Origin of the sequence: Rhodococcus sp. NPDC006774 (assembly GCF_040636045.1) — a bacterium.
In the GTDB taxonomy this organism is placed as follows: Bacteria; Actinomycetota; Actinomycetes; order Mycobacteriales; family Mycobacteriaceae; genus Rhodococcoides.
Genome location: NZ_JBEYIW010000007.1, coordinates 204761 through 227213, shown reverse-complemented (window position 1 = coordinate 227213; position 22453 = coordinate 204761). Strand labels below are relative to the sequence as shown.

The window sequence follows — 22453 nt, the reverse complement described above, 5'->3', positions numbered from 1 at the left end:
GTGCGTGATCACTCAAGCATCGGGTGCAGAGCATGTCTCCATCCCCGCGACCGGCTCCGCAGACGCGAAAACCTGGCCCTCGATCCTCACGTGGCGAGCGCACGACGTTCCCCGTATGGAATCGGTGCGGGTCCAGCTCTCGGGCAACCGCATCAAGGCTGCCGGACGCATCATCGGTGCCGCGTGCAGCGATCACCCCGCCTTCAGTGCGTCCTACGACCTGGTGACCGACGAATACGGCGTCACCAAGCGGCTCTCGGTGCGCACCTCGCTCGCGTCGGGTGACCGGCAGGCGTCCGTCAGCCGCGACGACGAGGGCTACTGGATGGTCGAGAACAGCACCAGCCATCAGCGCTCCACCTACAGCGGCGCACTCGACGTCGACATGGTGCTCAGCCCCTTCTTCAACACTCTGCCGATCCGTCGATTCGGTCTGCACACCCAGGTCCAGGACCTCGAGGTGCCGACGGTCTACGTGAACGTGCTCGACCTCAGCATTCAAGAGGCGACGCTGACGTACAGCAGCGGTTCCGAGGGCATCCACGTCATCTCACCGGTGTCGACCTCGTCCGTCACGGTCGATGCCGACGGCTTCGTTGTCGACTACCCGGGACTGGCCGAGCGGATCTGACGCACGACGCCACCGCGTCGACCCGCGTTCTGTAGGCCTTCCCGCCAGCCCGGTTCGCCCGGGGTGATGTCGGTGATCTCGAAGCGTCGATGCTGCTCGTACTGCAGGCGCGCGCTGTTGCCGGCGTCGACCAGCGTTTTCGTCGAGCCCTCGTCCAGTTCCTCGCGCGCTGCGGTGAGTGCATCCAGCGCCTCGTCGAGCGCGGTGCGCAGGGCGGCCGCGTTGCCCTCGGTCATCGCGCGGACGAGATTCGGCGATGACGACGCCACCCGCGTCCCGTCGCGAAACGAGCCCGCAGCCAGGCCCAACGCCAGCGGTCCGCCTGCCGCCCCCACCATTGCCAGCGCCTCGGCCAGCAGGTGCGGTAGGTGCGAGATTCTGGCGACCGCGCGATCGTGCTCGACGCTCTCGGCCGGTACCACCACCGAACCGCAGTCGAGGGCGAGCCGGGCCACCCGCACCCACACATCGGCGTCGACTCCCGGGTCCGTGGCCACCACCCACACCGCGTCGGTGAAGAGCGTCGGATCGGTGGCCGACCACCCCGACTGGTTGGTGCCGGCCATCGGATGCCCACCGACGTAGCGCGCCTGCAGTCCGCGAGTGGCCACGGCTGCGGCGACCTCGGCTTTGACGCTGACGACATCGGTGATCGGAGCAGCGGGCGCGTGCTCGGCGATTGCCGCCAGAACCGAGTCCACGGCAGGCATCGGAACGGCGATGACGATCAACGCGTCCTGCGCTGCGGCCCTGCTCAGCGCGGCTTCCAGGTCGGTACCGACGTCGTAACCGTCGGCGACAGCACCGGCGATCGCGTCGGCCGATCGGTTCCATCCCCACACCGGACGCCCCGCGTCGTGTGCAGCCCGCAGGATCGACCCGCCGATCAGTCCGAGACCCAGAACGCACACCGAGGAAGAAGTCACCCGATCAGATTGGCACAGGTGGGTGACGTCGACAGGAGGTGGACTTCGAATACCGGCCCCAACCGGACTACCGTTGCGCGCATGGCCGCACAGCGCGCGAACAACAACCGCGCATCCGCACCGGAATACGACGACCTCGAGGGATTCGGCGTTGCAGTTGTCCGAGAGGAAGGCAAGTGGACCGTCACGCCGCTGTCCGACGACGCACTGACCAGTCTGTCGGCGGCAGAGACCGAACTGCGTGAACTTCGCAGCTCGGGAGCTGTGTTCGGACTGCTCGATGTGGACGAGGAATTCTTCGTCATCCTGCGTCCCGCACCGAACGGCACCCGACTGCTGCTGTCCGACGCGGTTGCCGCAGTGGACTACGAAATCGCCGCGGACGTTCTCGATGCGCTGAACATCGAGATTCCCGACGTCGACCCCGATGAACTCGACGACATCGAGCCCTACGAGGAAGGCGACCTCGCCCTGCTGGCGGACCTCGGACTACCCGAAGCCGTCCTCGGCATCATCGTCGCCGAGACCGACGACTACCCCGACGAACAGTTGCAGTCCATCGCCGAACGCCTGGGCTTCGAGGACGAGTTCGCCGCAGCGGTGAACAAGCTGCGGCGGTAATCGATGCCGGTGTCCGCCGCGGACATGATCCGAGCAGCCCTGTCGGCTGCGGCCGAGGCATCGGATGCCGACGTCCCCGTCGGAGCCGTCGTGTTCGACGCCTCGGGACGTGAGATATCCCGGGCCTGCAATGCGCGGGAGGCGTCGGGCGACCCCACCGGACACGCGGAAGTGATCGCGTTGCGTCGAGCAGCGGCTGTCCACGGTGACGGCTGGCGACTCGAAGGCTGCACCCTGGCCGTGACGTTGGAACCCTGCACGATGTGCGCTGGGGCGCTCGTGCTGGCCCGCGTCGGAGCGGTGGTGTTCGGAGCGTGGGAACCCAAAACCGGAGCCGTCGGCTCGCTGTGGGACGTCGTGCGAGACCGTCGACTCACCCACAGGCCACAGGTTCGCGGTGGTGTGTTGGAAGCCGAGTGCGCCGAAATGCTGACGCGATTCTTCGCTCGTCAGAGATAACGATCCCGTCTCGAGGTGAGGGGCGAGGTGGCCGGGTCCGTCGGTTTTCAGGAGTGTGGAGAGCAGGGGTGCGACGACGCGCTCCAACCTCTGCGAAGGAGAGCACTATGGGAATCGGCGACAAGATCTCGAACAAGACCGAAGACCTCGGCGGCAAGGCAAAGGAAGCCGCTGGTTCGGCCACCGGAGACAAGGACCTCGAAGCAGAGGGCAAGGGCGACCAGACCTCGGCAGCAGTCAAAGACGGCGTCGAGAAGGTCAAGGACGCAGCCTCGAACATCAAGGACAAGCTCACCGGCAACTAGTCGCCGGAGTGGAGCCTGCGGAATGACCGATGGATTCGCGTGCTGAGCAGGCGATTTAGCCTCAGGCCGTCATTCCGGTACAGTCTTCTGCGGTGGCGTGTCCGAGCGGCCTAAGGAGCACGCCTCGAAAGCGTGTGACGGGTAATCCCCGTCCGAGGGTTCAAATCCCTCCGCCACCGCCAAGAACTCCCCACCCGATCCGTCGGGTGGGGAGTTTTTTTGTGTGCGCGGTCTGGGGTGGGGCCGGCAGGTTGGGTGCCGTCGCAAACGCGCGCGCATTCGTCGTACGCGCGCGGATTTGCTACCGATTCGGGGTCTATTTCGCGCGCACTTGGCAAATGCGCGCGCGTTTGCGGGATTACGGGGGCGGGATTACGGGGCGGACGTGGGCGCACTCAGGAGTTCGCGGGTGCTGGGGTTCGGTCCTCTGGGGCGAGGTCTGTCGCAAACGCGCGCGCATTCGTTGTACGCGCGCGGATTTGCTACCGGTTCGGGGTCTATTTCGCGCGCACTTGGCAAATGCGCGCGCGTTTGCGGGATTACGGGGGCGGGATTACGGGGCGGACGTGGGCGCACTCAGGAGTTCGCGGGTGCTGGTTCGCGGGTGCTGGGGTTCGGTCCTCTGCGGCTGAGTCTGTCGCAAACGCGCGCGCATTCGTTGTACGCGCGCGGATTTGCTACCGGTTCGGGGTCTATTTCGCGCGCACCTGGCAAATGCGCGCGCGTTTGCGGGATCACGGGGCGGGATCACGGCGGGGGATCACCGGGGACCCCAGCGACTCAGACCCTCAGCACTGTCCCGCACCCGCGGCGTCGAGTCCCCGCAGAATTTCGTTCTGATCGCTGGGCGGGACGTCGTTCCAGCTGGGTGCGGTGGTCATTTCGTTGCGCAGACCCTCGACCGACGTGGCGCGATCGGAGATTCCGGTCTGCTCCAGTGCATCGATCGACGTCATGAACTGCGTGCAGGTCTGCTGGTAGAGCGCTTCACCGGTGACGCCGGAGGTCGCGTCGCTCGGGGCCGCGGGCTCGGCGGCGGGCGGTGCCTCCGGTGCCTCGGCAGCAGGAGCAGGGGCAGGAGCCGGAGCGGGCGAATCGACCGTGGTGCTGGCGGGCACTGTCGTGGAAGCCGCAGACGTCGTCGTGGCTGCGGCGGAAGTGGTCGACGCTTCCTCGCTCGACGGGTCGCTGCTACATCCGGCAATCGAGACGGCCACGATCAGCCCGAGCAATCCGGTCGCGATTTTTCCGTTCATCGCCACTGTGTACCACCCCGGCGAAATCACCGACGTCAGAGCAGTGTCTGCGCACGTCCGGTGATGGTGCTCAGAGCCGTCGACCAGGCCCTGTTCTTAGGGTCGAGGAACGCGCCGTGCCCGGCTCCCGGCAGCACGACGAGCTCGGTGTCGGTGCTGCCTGCCTTGTTCGCGGCATCGACGTAGACGCGGCTCTGGTTCACCGAGACGGTTTGGTCGGCATCACCGTGCAGCGCGGTCAGTGGGACGTCGAGCGGGAGATATTCGATGGGGGAGGCGATCTTGTAGCGTCCGGGTACTTCGTTGGGCATGCCGCCGAGGAAGGCAGGGACGAACTTGTCGCCGCCGATGTCGGCCGCTCGTTTCATGTCGAAAACGCCGGCCATGATGGTGGCGCTGCGGGGCTTGATCTTCGGTTCCGCTCCGGGCGCATCGACCGGCATCAGGTGTCGAGCGGCAACCCATGCGGCCAGCTGTCCACCGGCGGAATGTCCGGCGACGTGGACGCGATCGAGGTCGAGTCGCCCGTCCGCCGCACCCTGCACGACGGTTGCCAGTGCCTCGGTGGCGTCGTCGACGTCGGAGAGGGTGTTGGCCCAGTTGTTCGGGCCGCGCCGGTACTCGACGTTCCACACGGCGATGCCTTGATCTGCGATGGCCTTCGACATCTGTTGGAAGTACGACAGGTCGAGGTCCTCCTGCCACCCGCCGCCGTGAATCATCACCACCACCGGGAGCGAACTGGCGGTGTTCTCGGGTAGGTACAGATCGCCGATGTTGTCCGAGTCGTATCCGTACTTCAGTCTGATGGGATCACCGGCTGGGGCCGATACCGGTTGCAGCGCAGCCGAATACGTCTCGGCGGTACTCGGTGAGGAGTCGGTGTCGGCGGAGCTGCAGCCGACCAGAGTCACCGCGAGCAGGCCGGAGAGGAAATGACGACGATTCACGCGCGCTGCGCCGTCCACTCGAGCAGTTCGGCGAGCGGCCAGGTGTTGATCACACGCTCGGTGGGGACGCCACGCGCTTCGGCGCGGATGCAGCCGTAGCCCTGCCAGTCGAGCTGCCCGGGTGCATGCGCGTCGGTGTCGATGGAGAACAGACAGTCGCGTTCGAGGGCGATGTCGATCAGTCGCTCGGGGGGATCCTGACGCTCGGGCCTGGCGTTGATCTCCACTGCTGTGCCGAACTGGCGGCAGCCCTCGAACACCACGGGAGCGTCGAACGTCGATTCGGGCCTGGTGCCGCGGCCGCCTTCGACGAGCCGTCCGGTGCAGTGACCGAGGACGTCGACGTGCGGGTTGGCGATGGCGGTGACCATGCGTTTGGTCATGGTCTTGGAGTCGGCGCGCAGATTGGAGTGCACGCTCGCCACCACCACGTCCAGCTCGGCGAGCAGACCTTCGTCCTGGTCGAGTGATCCGTCGTCGAGAATGTCGACTTCGATTCCGGTGAGGATGCGGAACGGTGCGAGCCGCTCGTTGAGCTCGGCGATGACGTCGAGCTGTGCTCGCAGGCGCTCGGCGGTGAGGCCGTTGGCGACCTTGAGGCGAGGGGAATGATCGGTGAGAGCGCAGTATTCGTGGCCGAGCCGCGCGGCGGTGCGCATCATCTCCTCGATGGGGCTGCCGCCGTCGGACCAGTTGGAATGGGTGTGCAGATCGCCCTTCAGTGCGCCGCGAAGTTCGTTGTCGCCGATGGGTTCTGCCGCGTCACGTTGCTCGCGGAGATAGTCCGGGACGTCCTGGGTCAGAGCCTGGCGAATGATCAGCGAGGTCTTGGCCCCGATGCCGGCGAGCGAGGACCAGCTGTCTGCCTTCTCGTGCTCGGATCGTTGTGCGGGAGTGAGGGATTCGACGACATCGGCGGCCCGGCGGTAGGCCTTGACTCGATGGGTGTCCGAGCGTGAGCGTTCGAGCCAATACCCGATCTCTCGAAGTGCGTCCACCGGATCCATGGGTTCCATTGTGCCTGGCGATACCGACACGTGTTCACGGGGTAAACGGACAAAACTCTCAGGGAGTTACCAGGTCGCTCACTACCCATAGGCTTGAAGCTGCAACTATCATCGGCAGTCATGACCAAGAAATGGTGGATCGTAGGAGTAGTTGTCGTCGTCGTGGCGGCGCTCGGGCTGTACTTCGGCCCCAAGATCTATGCATCGCTGCAAGGAGACGACGCACCGGCAGCATCGGTGTCCACCTCGGGCGCGCAGGCCGCCAGTACCGAGAGCATCGACGGGCGGTGGATCGTCACCGCAGGTGACGCTGCCAACGCGACCGCTGCGGGCTACACCGTCGACGAGGTGCTCAACGGATCCGATGTCACGGTCGTCGGGTCGACGACCGAGGTCGCGGGCAACGTCGTCATCGCCGACGACACCCTCACCGAGGGCCAGGTGGTCGTCATGACCAACTCGATCAGTACCGACAGTGATCGTCGTGACAGCCAGTTCCGCGGCAACATCTTCGACACCGCCACGTACCCGACGGCGACGTTCAACATCGACTCGCCGATCGACCTGTCCTCGCTGCCCAAGGACGGCACCACCGAAACCGTCACTGCCGAGGGCACATTGACGCTCAAGGATCAGACGCGTCCGGTCTCGGTGCAGATGGAGGTACTGCAGTCCGGTGACACGCTCATCGCGTCGGGCGCAATTCCGACCACGTGGGCCGATTACGGAATCGAACCGCCGTCGCTCGGCTTCGTCACCGTGGAGGGATCGGGAACCGTCGACTTCCTGATCAATCTGAGTCAGCAGTAGCGCGTTCTCTCGCGGCCCCGGGCGTCCATCCCGGCGGTCCGACGAGATACCCGACGCGTTCCTTCCATGACCGCGATGCCGCAACATCCCGCGCGATGTTGCGGTATTCGTGTGTTTGGAGGGTCCAGATGTTGAACGTGTCGACGGGCTTGGTGAGGCCGTAGTTCGGCCGCTCGACCTCCTCGGCGTAGGTGCCGAACAAGCGGTCCCAGATGATGAGGATGCCGCCGTAGTTCTTGTCGAGATACTGCGGATCGCGACCGTGATGGACGCGATGATGCGAGGGCGTGTTGAAGACGAACTCGAACGGACGCGGCAACCGGTCGATGCGTTCGGTGTGGACCCAGAATTGGTAGACGAGGTTGATGGAGAAGCCGACGAACACCATCCACGGCGGCATGCCCAGCAGGGGGAGCGGTAGCCACATGATGACCTCGCCGCTGTTGTTCCACTTCTGTCGTAGCGCCGCCGCGAAGTTGAAGTACTCGCTCGAATGATGGGCCTGATGCGTCGCCCAGATCAGTCGGGTTCGATGCGCGATGCGGTGATAGCCGTAGAACAGCAGGTCCACGCCCAGGATCAGGATCACCCACGTGTACCAGGCGTCGGCCGGGAGATGCCACGGCGCGACGTAGACATAGATGGCCGTGTAGCCGACGAGGGCCAGCGCCTTCCAGGCCGTGGTGGTCGCGATGGACACCAGGCCCATGCTCAGGCTGGAGCGCGCATCCCGGGCGGAGTAGCTACCGCGTTCACCGTCTTCGAGCTTCGCGGCCGCAATCCACTCGATTGCCAGCAGCAGCGCGAACGCGGGGATGGCCAACGCCACGGGATCGCGCAGCGGTTCGGGTAGAGCGTTCCACGCCGAACCGATCCAGTCGCTCATCGAACCTCCCGCGTGACAGTGAGAGGCCAAGTGTAACGCTGCCTGGCCGGCTTTCCTACGGCTCGTACCGTGGAGGACGCACCTATCGACCAAGTGATCGGAGTCGGACTTGTTGCAGAAGATCGCGTCCACGGCTGGAGAGGTGGGCTCGTCGGTGTTGGGTGTCGTCGGGATTCGTGTCGGTACCGAGGAACCGCAGCACACGAGCCGGCGACTGACCGATGCGGTGGAGATCCGTCGGTACGAACCACGCATCGCGGCGCAGACCACGGTCGACGCCGACGAGGAAGAGGCCCGCCAGGAGGGTTTCCGTCGCCTGGCCGGATACATCTTCGGTGGAAACGGGGGCAAGCAGAAGGTCGCGATGACCGCTCCCGTCAGTCAGTCGTCCGCAGGCTCGCAGAAGATTGCGATGTCTGCGCCGGTGTCGAGCACGCCCGGCAGCGACGGCTGGGTCGTCCGGTTCTTCATGCCGGCCGAGTGGACGATGGACACGCTGCCCACGCCCGACGACGACCGTGTGATGTTGACGGAGGTTCCCGCCGAGACGGTGGCCGTGCTGCGTTTCAGCGGTGGCCGCGGCCGGGGCGACGTCGAACCGCAGATGGCATCGTTGACCGAAGCGCTGCGCGCACACGGCATCGAGATGCTGGGTGAGCCGATGACCTGGTTCTACGATCCTCCGTGGACCTTGGCGCCGTTCCGACGCAACGAGGTGGTCGTGGCGGTACCGGAAGGGTCCTGACGCGCCCGGGTATTCCGGCAACTGCTCGCTAATTTCCTACCGAAATGATAGGAATTTAGCGTGCACATCACGGCCAAGGCGGACTATGCGGTTCGGACGCTCGTCGAACTCGCTGCTGTTGGTGGGCAGCAGCCCGCGAAAGCCGAGGCGCTGGCCACCGCGCAGGGCATACCGCACAAGTTCCTCGAATCGGTGCTCTCGGATCTGCGTCGTGCAGATCTGGTGTGCAGTAGAAGGGGGCCCGACGGCGGCTACTGGCTGGCGCGGGAGGCGTCGGACATTTCTGTTGCCGACGTGATGAGGGCCGTGGAGGGCCCGCTGGCGTCGGTGCGCGGTCAGCGGCCCGAGGATGCGGAGTATTCCGGTCCGGCCGAGCCGCTCACCAGAGTGTGGCTCGCGGTACGCGCCAATCTGCGTGCGGTACTCGAATCGGTGTCGCTTGCGGACATCGTCGAGGACGACTTGCCGGACTTCGTCGGGGAGCTGATCAGCGAGCCGACCGCATGGGCGCGCCGATGACGTGAGTCACATCTGCTGGTCGGTGTGGCGCGATCGTCAAAATTGCACGTCACTGCAAACTTGCAGGATCGTGCAAGTTCCGTAGGTTGGTATGCGTGACCTCTCCGACGGGCCTTCGCGATCTGAAGAAGGCCGCCACCCGCGACGCCCTCGGCATGGCCGCCGTGCGTCTGGGTAAGGAACACGGCTTCGACGCGGTCACCGCCGACGCCATCGCGCACGAAGCGGGAGTCTCCACCCGCACGTTCCACAACTACTTCTTTAACAAGGAAGAAGCAGTTCTTCATCACATCGAAGTGTCTGCCCTCGAATGGTTCGAGCTCCTGCGCGCCAGGCCGTCTACCGAGCCCATCTGGGACTCGTTGCGGCACATCGCAATCAACCTCGTCGCGGACCCCGGTCGGGATCTGGACGACACCTTCGCGGCGGCGCGGCTGATCGAAGCAAACCCCGCCCTGATGGCCCGCAAGCTCGAGATGCACCAATCGCTGACCCGCAAACTCGGCGAAGCCATCGCCGAGCGAACCGGCACCGATATCGACACCGACCTCTACCCCAACCTGCTCCAGATGGCCGTCGGAGGTGCCGTCACGGCAGCACTGAACATCTGGGTCACCGACTCCGCCGGCGCATCGACACCGAGGGCCCTCATCGAGGACGCCTTCGATCAACTCCGAGCCGGGTTGCCCGAGCCCAAGGGTCTTTCCGCAGGCTCCACTCCCGAACCCAACACCCCCACGTCCGAACCCAACCGAGGAGCTTGACAGTGGCCACCTATCTCTACCGAATCGGAAGATTCGCGTACCGACGCAAGGGCATCGTCCTCGGACTGTGGCTGGCGATTCTGGTTCTCGCCGGAGTGGGCGCTGCGACGCTGTCCGGCCCGACGGTCAACTCGTTCTCCATCCCGGGCACGCCCGCGCAGGCCGCACTGGACCTGCAGTCCGAGCGCTTCGGCTCCGCAGAGGATCCGCTGACCGCAGTCAGCGCGGAATACGTGTTCCAGGCACCCGACGGGCAGACGCTGGACACCCCGCAGTACACCTCGGCCATCGATGCCAGCATTGCCGAGATCCAGAAGATCGACGCAGCCAAGCCTGCAGACGGCGCTCCGGCACTGGCCAACCCGGTCGCGGCCAACCAGTCGATCGTCGAGCGGTACACCGAAGCGGCAACGGAGGCGGGCACTCCGGCCGACCAGGTAGCCGCCGACGCCGCTGCCACGTCACCGCTGAGCCCCAACGGCAACGTCGGCACGGTCACCGTGCCGATCAACGTCGAACTCGCCGACGTCACCGACCAGATCCGCACCGAACTCGACGAGGCCGCGCAGCCCGCCCGTGACGCCGGCCTGACCGTCCTGCTCGGCGGTACCGTCGCGCAGGAGAACGTCTCGCCCGGCGGAACCTCGGAGCTCGTCGGTCTGGCCGTCGCCGCCGTTGTGCTGCTCATCATGTTCGGCTCCGCAGCAGCCGCGAGCCTGCCGCTCATCACCGCCATCGTCGGCATCGGTATCTCGAGTCTGGCGATCACCACGGCAACCGGCTTCGCCGACCTGTCGTCGTTCACGCCGGTTCTCGCCATCATGATCGGCCTGGCCGTCGCCATCGACTACTCGCTGTTCATCCTCGCCCGCTATCGACACGAGTTGACGCTCACCGACGACCGCGAGGAGGCCGTCGGGCGGTCCGTGGGAACCGCAGGCTCGGCCGTCGTGTTCGCCGGCGCGACCGTGCTCATCGCCCTCGTCGCACTGCGCGTCGTCGGCATCCCGTTCCTGTCCCAGATGGGTGCGGCAGCCGGGTTCGCGGTGTTCATCGCGGTACTCATCGCACTGACGTTCCTGCCCGCCATGCTCGGCCTCTACAAGGGCAAGGCCTTCGCGGGCAAGATCAAGGGCGTCAACACCACCGACCCGGAAGACCCGAACGCCAAGCCCACCAACGGACTCCGGTGGGCCCGCTTCCTGGTCAAGAAGCCCGCTCTCGGACTCATCGGCGGCATCGTTCTCCTCGGCGTCATCGCAGGCCCGACCACAGGACTGTCGTTGGCACTGCCGTCCACTGCCACGGCCGACCCGTCGACACCCGCGCGTCAGGCCTACGACATCGTCGACGACGGCTTCGGACCGGGACGCAACGGACCGCTGCTGGTCATCGCCGACGCGTCGAACGTGGCCGAGGCCGATCGGACTGCCTCTTTCGGCAAGGTCGTCGAGGCCATCACCGGGCAGTCGGACGTCACGAACGCGCAGATCATCGCCGTCAACCCGGCCGGTGACACCGCACAGATCCTCGTCACCCCGTCGTCCTCGCCGAACAGTGAGCAGACCAAGAACCTGGTGGCGAACCTGCGTGACGCCGAACCGGGCGTGGTGGCCAGCGACGGCGTCTCCTACGGCGTCACCGGCCAGACGGCGCTCGAGCTGGACGTCTCCGAGCGACTGCAGGATGCGTTGATTCCGTACCTGGCAGTGGTCGTCGGCCTGGCATTCGTGCTGCTGATGCTGGTGTTCCGTTCCATCCTGGTGCCGCTGACCGCAACACTCGGCTTCCTGCTCAGCGTGCTGGCCACGTTCGGTGCCACGGTGTTCATCTTCCAAGAGGGTGGACTCGGCCTGATCTCCAACCCGCAGCCGATCGTCAGCTTCATGCCGATCTTCCTGATCGGTGTCGTGTTCGGCCTGGCGATGGACTACCAGGTGTTCCTCGTCTCGCGAATGCGTGAGGAGTTCGTCCACGGAGCCGCCGCCAAGGATGCCGTCGTCAACGGCTTCAAGTACGGCGCACGCGTGGTCACCTCGGCAGCGATCATCATGATCTCGGTGTTCGCCGCATTCATCGCCGAGCCGGACTCGTTCATCAAGTCCATCGGATTCGCGCTCGCCGCCGCCGTGTTCTTCGACGCGTTCGTCGTGCGCATGGTGCTGATTCCGTCCGTGATGGCGCTGCTCGGCGACAAGGCCTGGTGGCTGCCGAAGTGGCTGGACAAGGTTCTGCCGGACGTCGACATCGAAGGTGCCAAACTGAAGACTGCACCGGAGAAGTCCGCGTAGTTCTCGACTGCAGCCGGTCGGCCGAAGATTGCCCGCAACACTCGAAAAACGGAGAGACTGTTATCCATGTGTACGAGTAATCTTCGGCCATCATGCTGATCCCCCTGCTGCGCACGTATCTGGCTCCGTACAAGATGCCGATCGTCGCGCTGATTCTGCTCCAACTGGTCGCCACGCTGGCGGCACTGTTCCTGCCCAGTCTCAACGCCGACATCATCGACAAGGGCGTCACCACCGGCGACACGGGCTACATCCTCTCTGCAGGCGGAGTGATGTTGCTGGTGTCTGCAGTGCAGATCATCAGCTCGGTGTCGGCGGTGTTCATCGGTGCGCGCGCGGCCATGGGTGTCGGACGCGACCTGCGTGGGGCCATCCTGCATCGCGTCGGCACGTTCTCCGCCCGTGAGGTCGGCCAGTTCGGCGCGCCGTCGCTGATCACCCGGAACACCAACGACGTTCAGCAGGTGCAGTTGGTGATCGTCATGGGGTTCACCATCGTGGTGATGGCCCCGATCATGTGCGTCGGCGGCATCGTGATGTCGCTGCGCGAGGATCTCGGGTTGTCCTGGATCCTGATGATCGCGGTGCCGGGGCTCGCGATCTCCATGGGCCTGATCATCATCAAGATGGTGCCGGCGTTCCGCTCGATGCAGAAGCGGATCGATGCCGTCAATCGTGTTCTGCGTGAGCAGATCACCGGAATTCGCGTGGTGCGAGCGTTCGTTCGCGAGGATTTCGAGATCGACCGTTTCGGATCGGCCAACGCCGCGCTCACCGGTACCGCCCTGCGCGTCGGACGGCTCATGGCCCTGATGTTCCCGACGGTCATGCTCATCAGCAACGTCACCAGCGTCGCCGTCATCTGGTTCGGCGGCCATGCGATCGACGAGGGCACGATGCAGATCGGCTCGCTCACAGCACTTCTGAGCTACATCATGCTCATCCTCATGTCGGTGATGATGGCCTCGTTCATCGCGATGATGGTTCCCCGCGCGTCGGTGTGCGCCGATCGCATCAGCGAGGTGCTCGCCACCGAATCCTCGGTCGTGTTGCCCCGCGAGCCCAAGAGGTTCGCGTCGTCGCCGGGAACCGTCGAGCTCGTGAACGCCGAATTCTCTTTCCCCGGAGCCGAATATCCGGTGCTGTGTGGGGTGAACCTCACAGCCGAGGCAGGCAAGATCACCGCCATCATCGGCGGCACCGGCTCGGGAAAGTCCACTCTCGTCAACCTGATTCCGCGACTCATCGACGTCACCGGCGGTGAGGTACGCGTCGGCGGAGTCGATATCCGCGAACTGGATCTGGACCTGCTGCGTTCCGAGATCGGTCTGATCCCGCAGAAGCCGTACCTGTTCTCGGGCACCATCGCGAGCAACCTGCGCTACGGCAAATCCGATGCCACCGACGACGAACTGTGGGAGGCACTCGAGATCGCCCAGGGAGCCGACTTCGTTCGCGCCATGCCCGAGGGATTGGAGACGCCCGTCGCACAGGGCGGTACGACGGTCTCCGGCGGTCAGCGGCAACGCCTCGCCATCGCTCGCGCGCTGGTGCGCAAACCCAGCATCTATCTGTTCGACGACTCGTTCTCCGCGCTGGACCTCACCACCGACGCCAATCTACGCGCGGCTCTGAAGGCAGTGACGCGAGATGCGTGCATGATCGTTGTCGCCCAGCGCGTCTCGACGATCATCGACGCCGATCAGATACTCGTACTCGACGACGGAAAGCCGGTAGGTGTGGGTACCCACGACCAATTGATGGCCGATTGCCCCACCTACGCGGAGATCGTCGACTCGCAGCACGCAGTGGGTGCACTGTGACCGCGCAGGTGGAGAAGGCGGAAGAGGAGGACATCGCCCCCGTCTCCAAGACTGTGAAGCCGGGAACCAAGGCCCGCAACTTCAAGGGTTCGTTCAAGCGTCTGGTGGGCCTGCTCGCTCCCGAGCGAATGCTCCTGTCGGTGATGCTGGCGTTCGGTATCGCCAGCACCGTGCTGACCGTCGCAGCACCCAGCGTCCTCGGACACGCGACGGACCTGATCTTCAACGGCGTCGTCGGCCGCGAGCTCGATCCGGGTCAGACCAGAGATCAGTCCATCGACCAGCTCCGGGCGGAGGGGAACGATTCCATCGCAGATCTGGTGTCCGGGACGAACCTGACCCCCGGAGCCGGAATCGACTTCGGTGCAGTGGGAACCGTGCTGTTGTGGGTGCTGGTTCTGTATGTGCTCTCTGCGGTGCTGGCCTGGGCGCAGGGATACATCCTCAACATCGCGCTGCAACGGCGAATCCTGTTGCTGCGCGGCAGCGTCGAAGCGAAGGTGCATCGCCTGCCGCTCAAGTACTTCGACAATCATGCTCGCGGGGAGACACTGAGCCGCGTCACCAACGACATCGACAACGTCTCCACGAGCCTGCAGCAGACGCTCAGCCAGTTGATCACCGGCATTCTCACCGTGCTGGGCATCCTCGGCGTCATGATCTGGATCTCGCCGTTGCTCGCTCTCGTTGCGGTGCTGACCATTCCGGCGTCGTTCGCGGTCACCGCCGTCATCGCCAAACGTTCACAGCCGCACTTCGTGGCGCAGTGGAAGCACACCGGCAAGCTCAACGCGCAGATCGAAGAGACGTACACGGGCCACGAGATCGTCAAGGCCTTCGGCCGTCAGGCAGAGGTGGAACGCGAATTCGGCGAGCGCAACGAGAAGCTGTTCCAGTCGAGCTTCCGGGCGCAGTTCATCTCGGGCATGATCATGCCCGTCATCATGTTCCTCGGGAACATCAACTACGTGGTCATCGCCGTGGTCGGCGGGCTGCGGGTCGCGTCGGGCACGCTCACGCTGGGTGAAGTGCAGGCGTTCATCCAGTACTCGCGTCAGTTCACGCAGCCGCTCACCCAGGTGGGTTCGATGGTGAACCTGGTGCAGTCGGGTGTCGCGTCGGCCGAGCGCATCTTCGAGGTCCTCGACGCCGAGGAAGAAGACGCCGACCCGGCCGATGCGGTGCGGCCCACCGAGCGCCGAGGACGCGTCGAATTCGAGGACGTCTCGTTCGGCTACTCGGCCGACCGTCCGCTGATCGAGAACCTCTCGCTGGTTGCCGATCCCGGCCATCTGGTCGCGATCGTCGGACCGACCGGCGCGGGCAAGACCACCCTGGTGAACCTCATCATGCGGTTCTACGAGATCGATTCCGGCCGAATCACCCTCGACGGCGTCGACACCAGGAAGATGACCCGCGAAGAGCTACGCGCTCGCACCGGAATGGTGCTGCAGGACACCTGGCTGTTCGGCGGAACCATTCGCGACAACATCGCCTACGGCGACCCGAGTGCCAGCGAGGAAGAAATCCTCGAGGCCGCGCGCGTCAGTTACGTCGACCGCTTCGTGCACTCGTTGCCCGACGGCTACGACACGATCATCGACGAGGAGGGCAACAACGTCAGCGCCGGTGAGAAGCAGCTCATCACCATCGCCCGTGCCTTCCTGGCCAAGCCGCTGATCCTCATCCTCGACGAGGCCACGAGCTCGGTCGACACCCGAACCGAGCTACTGGTGCAGAAGGCCACCGCGAAGCTGCGCACCGATCGCACCAGCTTCGTTATCGCGCACAGGCTTTCGACCATCCGCGACGCGGACACAATCGTGGTGATGGAGAACGGCAGCATCGTCGAGCAGGGCAATCACGAGGAACTGCTCGCGGCCAGGGGTGCGTACTTCCGCTTGAATGCGGCTGGAGCGGCTCCGCCGCAGGTGCACGGCTGAGTCACCGGTCGTTCCGCAGGCTCCACTCCTGCTTCGTAGTGGGCTACGAATTTCCACTCACAAGCAGCGAAGCCGCATACTGACGCGGTGAGTTCCTCCAGTTTCGGCTTCGATATCGGCACCCGGCTCGACGGTGAGCTGGGCCGCACCGGCACCATCCACACCCCACACGGTGACATCGCCACCCCCGCGTTCATCGCGGTGGGAACCAAGGCGACCGTCAAAGCGGTGCTGCCCGAGGCGATGAAAGAGCTCGGCGCGCAGGCTGTGCTCGCCAACGCGTATCACCTGTATCTGCAGCCGGGCTCGGACATCGTCGACGAGGCAGGTGGGCTGGGCAAGTTCATGAACTGGGACGGGCCGACGTTCACCGACAGCGGCGGATTCCAGGTGATGTCGCTCGGTGTGGGGTTCAAGAAGGTCATCTCGATGGACGCCACGCGCGTGCAGTCCGACGACGTCATCGCCGAGGGCAAGGAACGGCTGGCTCACGTCGACGACGACGGGGTGACGTTCAAGTCCCATCTCGACGGCTCCAAGCATCGGTTCACTCCCGAGGTGTCGATGCAGATTCAGCATCGCCTCGGAGCAGACATCATGTTCGCGTTCGACGAGCTGACCACGCTGATGAATACCCGCGGCTACCAGGAGAAGTCGGTCGATCGGACGCAGGCGTGGGCGAAGCGGTGCGTCCTCGAGCACGAGCGTCTCACGATCGAGCGCGCGGACAAGCCGTATCAAGCGCTGTTCGGGGTGGTGCAGGGCGCGCAGTACGAGGATCTGCGACGCAAGGCCGCACACGATCTCGAGACCATCACCGGAGAGACGGGTCGCGGGTTCGACGGCTACGGCATCGGCGGTGCACTCGAGAAGCAGAACCTGGGCACCATCACCCGGTGGGTGAACGAGGAACTGCCCGAACACAAGCCGCGGCACATGCTCGGCATCAGTGAACCGGACGACTTCTTCACCGCCATCGAGAACGGTGCCGACACATTCGACTGCGTCAATCCCTCACGCGTGGCACGCAATGCGGCGATCTACGTGCCGACGGGACGCTTCAACATCAACACCGCCAAGCATCGGCGCGACTTCACCCCGATCGACGAGAACTGCGACTGCTACACCTGCGCGCACTACACCCGCGCGTACATCCATCACCTGTTCAAGGCCAAGGAGATGCTCGCCTCGACATTGTGCACCATCCACAACGAGCGCTTCACCGTCAAACTCGTCGACGACATTCGCGCCGCCATCGATCAGGGACGCTTCGCGGAATTCAAGACGGAGTTCCTGGGGCGTTTCTATGCGTCGAAGACTGCGTGAGCTGATCTTCGAGCTCCGAAATGCGCTGTAGCAGTTCCTGTTCCCGCTCGGCGGCCTTGCGCTGGTAGACCTCGGACAGCTCTGCGAGGTAGGCCGCGTCGTAGCGGGGGATGATGCTGCGAGTGCAGTTCCAGTCGAATGCCTCGACGTCGATGACGACGCTGCGTTCGCACGTGGCCGCGACGGTCATGTCGCCGATCTTCCTCAGTCGGTCCAGCAGCTCGGGGTCGTCGGCCTTCTCGACGGTACGTGCCCGTCCGTAGAGCTTGAGCCGTTGGCGCAGAGGGTAATTCACCAGAAGCAGCGCGACGCGATCGTCGTGATCGAGATTGGCCGCCGTCACGTACTGGTGGTTTCCGGCGAAGTCGGCGAAGCCCACCGTGCGATCGTCGAGAACCTGCAGGAAGCCTTTCGGTCCACTTCGATACTGGATGTAGGGCCAACCGGTCTCGGCGACAGTGGCGATCTGGAACTGATCCAGCGCGCGAATCATGGCCTTCTCGCGAGTGTCTAGAGGCGTCGGGCCGTCGTCGGGTCGTTCGGTCTGTGAGCCGTAGGCGGTGTAACTGCCGTCGACCTTCTGCCGTGCAATCGCAGCAGGACCGAACATCAGATGGTGATAGTGATTGCTCTGCGGCACGGGGTTCACCATAGGTCAATCCGCGCGTTTCCCGGCCCCACGGTGGTGGATCACGTTCGCGACGGCGCCTCACCGAACCGGCGAGGTAGCCTATTACTACCGACTGTGTAGTAATAGAATCGCTCTGGGGGGACCAGCATGTTCGACGACGCCTTACCTGTGAGTTCGTCCCAGGCCGACATCTGGATTGCCCAACAGTTCATGCCCGACGTGCCCCTCACCATTGCCTACTACGTCGACATCGTCGGTGCCGTCGACGTCGACGCGTTGGCCCGCTGTGGCGGCAGGGCACATCGAGAGTTCTCGTCGTCGACGATGCGCATCATCGAGGTCGACGGCACTCCGATGCAGCGGTTCGAGCCTCGGGAGACCGAGGCGGTAGAGATCCTCGATTTCCGCGGACACGACCGTCCGGCCGATGCCGCCACGAGGTGGATGGACGACGATTGCCGCACGCCTTTCTCGATGGACGGACAGCTGGTGCGCTTGCGGGTTCTGCGCGTCGGGGACGATCGCGTCTTCTGGTACACCCGAGCCCACCACATCGCGCTCGACGGCTATGCCTCGATGAAGGTGCTCGAACGGGCGGCGGCTCTGTATGCGGCCGAGTCTTGTGGCGTCGCGCCCGAGCCGATGAGTCCCACTTCACCGGCTGCCCTCCTTGCCGAGGACGAGCGCTACCGCGCATCCGCCCGCGCGCGACGCGATCGGGCGCATTGGGAATCCGCCGATCTGGGCCATGCCGCACCCTGGGGCCGAAGTGCTCAGCCTGCGTCGGTGCCGATCGTCGTCGGGGAGGATCGATCGATCTCCCTCGCCGGTCCCGGTCATGCGACCTCGACAGTGGTGATCGCAGCGTTCGCCGCGTACCTGGCGCGCATGAACGACACCGACGACGTGGATCTGTCGTTGCCGGTCTCTGCGCGGCCGACAGCATTGCTGCGCCGGGCCGGATCGTCGTTGTCGCATGTGGTGCCGTTGCGGTTGCCGGGCGTCGGATCGGCGACGGTGAACAGCGTGGTCAAGTCGGCCGAGGTGGCGATCGGGGCCGTGCTGCGGCATCAGCGCAGCAGACCGCCGGCGGCCGAGAGTGGACATGCCCTGCGCGATGGGCGTTTCGGGCCGACGATCAACGTGATGATGTTCGCGAACACCGTGGCCATCGGCGACTTCGACGGTGAGATCGACATTCTGACCACGGGCCCGGTGTCGGACCTCGCCGTCAACATCTACCCCGGTCGAGGTGGAGAGCGGCCGCGCATCGACTTCGAGGCCAACCCCGCCGCGTACACGCCGAGCGACCTCGCTCGCCACCACCGACGGTTCCTGCACTTTCTCGACCGTTTTGCCGAGTCCGGTTGCGGGGACACCGCGGTAGCAGACCTCGACCTGTTCTTGCCGGAGGAACCGCGTACGAACCCCGCGTCGGTGGGCGTGGCCGTGACGGAGCAGGGATCACTGAACGATGTGTTCTCGACGGCAATCACGCAGCACGGCAATCGAATTGCAATCCAGGACGCCGAAGTCTGCATCACCTACGGAGAATTGGGCTCGAGAGTCGCAGCACTCGCACCCATCTTGATTGCCCGAGGTATCGGCGCAGAGGACCGGGTCGCCGTTCGCGTCGGCCGATCCGTCGAGGGGGTCGTCGCGTTCTGGGCGATAGCACGAGTGGGCGCGGTGTACGTTCCGGTCGACCCGAATCACCCCCGCGAGCGGGCGCAGTTCGTACTGCGCGACAGCGGGGCGGTGTTGGGCCTGTGCACGGGCGGTAGCGAGTTCGGTGAGGTCGAATGGTTGGACCTCGATACCGTTATCGCAGAGGGAGACTCGGGCAACGTTGCCGCGACGACAGCACCGCACCAGGCGGCGTACGTCATCTACACCTCCGGTTCCACCGGCACACCCAAGGGTGTCGTCGTGACCCACGATGGCATCGCCGCTCTGGTGCAACAGATTCGGAGCAGCTACGACCTGAACGTCGAGTCCCGAGTCTGTCACCTCGCCTCACCCGGATTCGACACGGCCATCGTCGAAGTGTTGGCCGCAGCGACAGCAGGTGCGGCAGTGGTCATCGCGCCGCCGGACAGCTACGGCGGCGCAGAACTGTCGGAACTGATTGCTCGGCAGACGATTACACATCTGCTGATCACACCCTCGGCTCTGGCCACGTTGGATCCCGCAGCGCTGGCGGGCGTCGGGACGATCATCATCGGCGGCGAAGCGGCTCCTCAGGATACGGTCGACCGCTGGTCGATGGGTCGACGACTGCTCAACGCCTACGGCCCCACCGAGACGACCTGCAGTGTCACGATGACCGCGCCACTGCACCCGGGCAGCACGGACGGAATCGGTCGAGCCATGGTCGGGTCGGTAGTTCACCTCCTCGATCACACGCTGCGGCCTGTTCCGTCGGGTGCGGTCGGCGAGATCTACATCGAGACGCCCGGCGTTGCGCGCGGATATCTCGGCCGCACCCCGGACGCAGCGGCGCGCTTCGTCGCGAACCCGTTCGGCAGCGTCGGGAGTCGGATGTTCCGCAGTGGAGATCGGGCGCGTCTGCGCGGCGACGGGACGCTGGAGTTCCTCGGCCGCACCGACGATCAGATCAAGATCCGGGGAAATCGCGTCGAACTGGGCGAGATCGACGCAGCGCTGCGGGCGCTCCCGGAGGTTGCCGCGGCGTCATCGGCATTGCGTCGCAGCCACACTGGCGACATGCGTATCGACGGCTACGTCGTGGCCGCGCACAGCGAACACGTGCTCGACACCGAGCGCATGCGCAAGGATCTCACCGGGCGATTGCCTGCCCACATGGTGCCGGCGACCATCTCGATTCTCGACGAGATTCCGTTGACTATCAATCGGAAGGTCGATCGCGGCGCACTTCCTGCGCCGGACCTCACCACGTCGACGACCGGTGCTCCAACCGAGCCGTCCGGTGCCACCGAGGAGATGGTGGCGGCAGCGTTCGCACGCGTCCTCGGCAGGGACGGTATCGATTGCGCTGCGTCGTTCTTCGATCTCGGAGGTGACTCGCTGGCGGCGACCAGAGTCGTGTCGGCGGTGCGGGCCGAGGAATCGGTGGACATCGGTGTACGAGACCTTGCCGAGGCCCCGTCCGTACAGACCTTCGCGGCACGGATCGATGCACGCCGTCGTGTTGGGCTACAACATAATTCGCGACCTGAACAAGGTATGTCGCAGGGCGTGATTGCAATTCCACTGGCACCGCAGCAACGCCACATCGATCGCAGTGCAGCGCTGCCGCTGTCCAATCTGCCGTTCACGGTGTCGATAACAGGGGAGTTCGATCCAGCGGCAGCCTCGCAGGCGTTGACCGATCTGATCGATCGGCACAGCACGCTGCGTACGCGCTATCCGGATGTCGATGGGGCTCCGGCTCAGGTCGTCGAGCCGGATTCTGCTGCGGTGGCACCGAATCTCGACGTTGTCGACTTCGATGCCGCCGCAGTGACGTACACCCTCGAGAGACCGTTCGACATGCGCACCGAGTTCCCCATCCGGGCTCGCCTGTTCGCGGTAGCGCCCGATCGCCATGTACTCGCGTGCGCTGTTCACCACAGTGCAGCGGACGGTTGGTCGCTGGGGTTGTTGGCGTCGGACTTCGTAGCGGCGTATCACGCCAGGATCGCCGGCACCGCACCGTCGTGGCCCGAACTACCCCTGCAGTACGCCGATTACAGCGTCTGGGCCGCCGACCGCGACGTGTCGGCCGACATCGAGTTCTGGCGCGAGGAACTGGCGGGTGTCCCCAGCCGCGCCGAGTTGCCGTTGGACCGCCCGCGGGCACGGGAGTGGGACTTCTCCGGCGCACGCACGTCGCTTGGTTTCGATGCACACGCGACGGAGAGGATGTCCGATTTGGCGCAGCGGTGTGGGACAGGACGATTCACCGTGCTTCGTGCGGCGCTGTTGATTCTGCTCGTAGAGGCCACGGAATGCACCGACCTCGTTATCGGAACCCCGGTTGCCGGACGCGACGATCCGAGGCTCGAGCAGGTGGTCGGTACCTTCACCAACACCGTCGCGATCCGGACGGACATCGCAGCCGCAACGACCGTCTACGACGTCGTGCAGGCCTCTCGGTTCAGCGAATTACGGGCCTTCGACCATGCGTCGGTGCCGTTCGAGGACGTCGTCGCCGATCTCGCTGCCGAGTCGGTAGAGGCGCGGCACCCGATCTTTCAGGTGGCACTGTCGTGGGACGTCTTCAGCGCCGCGACCGTCGACGTCGGGAATGTTCGCTTCGAGACCACGCCGCGGCCGATCGACATCGCCAAGTGCGATCTCCATTTTCACGTCACCGAACATCGAGACAGCGAAGGTAAGTCGATCGAGACTGCGGTCGATATCGTCTATCCCACAGCATTGTTCGACGCGAATACCGTTGTCGCGCTGGGGGAGCGTCTCGAGCAGATCGTGCATGCGATGGTCGCACAACCCGACTCGACGTGGCGATCCCTGGCAGCACTCGAACCGTCGGCGCAACTACTACATGGTGTGTAGCATGTGCGGTGCGTGAGGTGC

Annotated in this window: 19 protein-coding genes and 1 tRNA gene; 14 read left to right on the top strand and 6 right to left on the bottom strand. The window is 64.9% G+C overall.

All coding sequences use genetic code 11. The features are described 5' to 3' along the window. Positions 1 to 4: 4 nt before the first annotated feature. A complete protein-coding gene (locus ABZ677_RS13635; protein WP_230596146.1) occupies positions 5 to 631 on the top strand; it encodes a putative glycolipid-binding domain-containing protein in 627 nt (208 codons plus the stop codon). Here ABZ677_RS13635 and ABZ677_RS13630 read toward each other — a convergent pair. Beyond that, a complete protein-coding gene (locus tag ABZ677_RS13630; RefSeq protein WP_358370091.1) occupies positions 604 to 1557 on the bottom strand; it encodes a prephenate dehydrogenase in 954 nt (317 codons plus the stop codon). The genes ABZ677_RS13635 and ABZ677_RS13630 overlap by 28 nt on opposite strands. 81 nt (positions 1558 to 1638) lie before the next feature. On the opposite strand from ABZ677_RS13630, the gene ABZ677_RS13625 reads away from it, so the two are divergent. From ABZ677_RS13625 to ABZ677_RS13610, 4 genes are all read left to right on the top strand, one after another. Beyond that, on the top strand, positions 1639 to 2178 hold the full coding sequence (locus ABZ677_RS13625) for a tRNA adenosine deaminase-associated protein (protein WP_094635770.1): 540 nt from the start codon (positions 1639 to 1641) through the stop codon (positions 2176 to 2178). Positions 2179 to 2181: 3 nt separating this feature from the next. Then, on the top strand, positions 2182 to 2637 hold the full coding sequence (locus ABZ677_RS13620) for a nucleoside deaminase (RefSeq protein WP_358370087.1): 456 nt from the start codon (positions 2182 to 2184) through the stop codon (positions 2635 to 2637). A gap of 107 nt (positions 2638 to 2744) precedes the next feature. After that, a complete protein-coding gene (locus ABZ677_RS13615; protein ID WP_032395366.1) occupies positions 2745 to 2942 on the top strand; it encodes a CsbD family protein in 198 nt (65 codons plus the stop codon). A gap of 91 nt (positions 2943 to 3033) precedes the next feature. Further along, positions 3034 to 3124 (top strand) — tRNA-Ser (locus tag ABZ677_RS13610). A 606-nt stretch (positions 3125 to 3730) separates the two neighbouring features. On the opposite strand, the gene ABZ677_RS13605 is transcribed toward ABZ677_RS13610, so the two are convergent. The 3 genes from ABZ677_RS13605 to ABZ677_RS13595 are packed head-to-tail and all read right to left on the bottom strand — an operon-like array spanning position 3731 to position 6155. Continuing rightward, entirely contained in the window at positions 3731 to 4198 is a 468-nt protein-coding gene (locus tag ABZ677_RS13605) for a hypothetical protein (protein WP_358370084.1), read from the bottom strand. Positions 4199 to 4233: 35 nt separating this feature from the next. Continuing rightward, a complete protein-coding gene (locus tag ABZ677_RS13600; protein WP_358370082.1) occupies positions 4234 to 5148 on the bottom strand; it encodes an alpha/beta fold hydrolase in 915 nt (304 codons plus the stop codon). After that, entirely contained in the window at positions 5145 to 6155 is a 1011-nt protein-coding gene (locus ABZ677_RS13595; protein ID WP_358370079.1) for a PHP domain-containing protein, read from the bottom strand. The genes ABZ677_RS13600 and ABZ677_RS13595 overlap by 4 nt, the downstream gene beginning before the upstream one ends. 120 nt (positions 6156 to 6275) lie before the next feature. Here ABZ677_RS13595 and ABZ677_RS13590 point away from each other — a divergent pair, with 120 nt between their 5' ends. After that, positions 6276 to 6965: a YceI family protein gene (locus ABZ677_RS13590; RefSeq protein ID WP_037187657.1), complete on the top strand. Its 690-nt coding sequence runs from the start codon at positions 6276 to 6278 to the stop codon at positions 6963 to 6965. Here ABZ677_RS13590 and ABZ677_RS13585 read toward each other — a convergent pair. Then, entirely contained in the window at positions 6946 to 7851 is a 906-nt protein-coding gene (locus ABZ677_RS13585) for a sterol desaturase family protein (protein ID WP_358370076.1), read from the bottom strand. The two genes, ABZ677_RS13590 and ABZ677_RS13585, sit on opposite strands and share 20 nt — an antisense overlap. Before the next feature lie 109 nt (positions 7852 to 7960). Here ABZ677_RS13585 and ABZ677_RS13580 point away from each other — a divergent pair, with 109 nt between their 5' ends. The 7 genes from ABZ677_RS13580 to tgt all read left to right on the top strand — a co-directional run bounded on the left by ABZ677_RS13580 (position 7961) and on the right by tgt (position 17262). Beyond that, complete coding sequence (locus tag ABZ677_RS13580; protein ID WP_358370073.1) at positions 7961 to 8596, top strand: heme-binding protein; 636 nt, start codon at positions 7961 to 7963, stop codon at positions 8594 to 8596. 60 nt (positions 8597 to 8656) lie between these two features. Next, positions 8657 to 9115 carry an Rrf2 family transcriptional regulator gene (locus ABZ677_RS13575; protein WP_037187662.1) on the top strand — a complete coding sequence of 153 codons (459 nt, stop codon included), beginning with the start codon at positions 8657 to 8659 and terminating at the stop codon, positions 9113 to 9115. Positions 9116 to 9201: 86 nt separating this feature from the next. Then, positions 9202 to 9879: a TetR family transcriptional regulator gene (locus ABZ677_RS13570; protein ID WP_358370071.1), complete on the top strand. Its 678-nt coding sequence runs from the start codon at positions 9202 to 9204 to the stop codon at positions 9877 to 9879. A 2-nt stretch (positions 9880 to 9881) separates the two neighbouring features. Next, the gene (locus tag ABZ677_RS13565) at positions 9882 to 12170 is read left to right on the top strand and encodes an MMPL family transporter (RefSeq protein WP_358370068.1); all 2289 of its coding nucleotides are present in this window, start codon (positions 9882 to 9884) and stop codon (positions 12168 to 12170) included. A gap of 92 nt (positions 12171 to 12262) precedes the next feature. Beyond that, entirely contained in the window at positions 12263 to 13993 is a 1731-nt protein-coding gene (locus ABZ677_RS13560; RefSeq protein WP_358370065.1) for an ABC transporter ATP-binding protein, read from the top strand. Positions 13994 to 14001: 8 nt separating this feature from the next. Further along, on the top strand, positions 14002 to 15936 hold the full coding sequence (locus ABZ677_RS13555) for an ABC transporter ATP-binding protein (protein WP_358370273.1): 1935 nt from the start codon (positions 14002 to 14004) through the stop codon (positions 15934 to 15936). 87 nt (positions 15937 to 16023) lie between these two features. Then, positions 16024 to 17262, top strand: a complete 1239-nt coding sequence (gene tgt / locus ABZ677_RS13550; RefSeq protein WP_037187671.1) for a tRNA guanosine(34) transglycosylase Tgt — start codon at positions 16024 to 16026, stop codon at positions 17260 to 17262. Here tgt and ABZ677_RS13545 read toward each other — a convergent pair. Continuing rightward, the gene (locus tag ABZ677_RS13545) at positions 17216 to 17902 is read right to left on the bottom strand and encodes a pyridoxamine 5'-phosphate oxidase family protein (protein WP_358370062.1); all 687 of its coding nucleotides are present in this window, start codon (positions 17900 to 17902) and stop codon (positions 17216 to 17218) included. The two genes, tgt and ABZ677_RS13545, sit on opposite strands and share 47 nt — an antisense overlap. Before the next feature lie 159 nt (positions 17903 to 18061). Here ABZ677_RS13545 and ABZ677_RS13540 point away from each other — a divergent pair, with 159 nt between their 5' ends. After that, complete coding sequence (locus ABZ677_RS13540) at positions 18062 to 22432, top strand: amino acid adenylation domain-containing protein (RefSeq protein ID WP_358370059.1); 4371 nt, start codon at positions 18062 to 18064, stop codon at positions 22430 to 22432. The last annotated feature ends 21 nt before the right edge of the window (positions 22433 to 22453 follow it).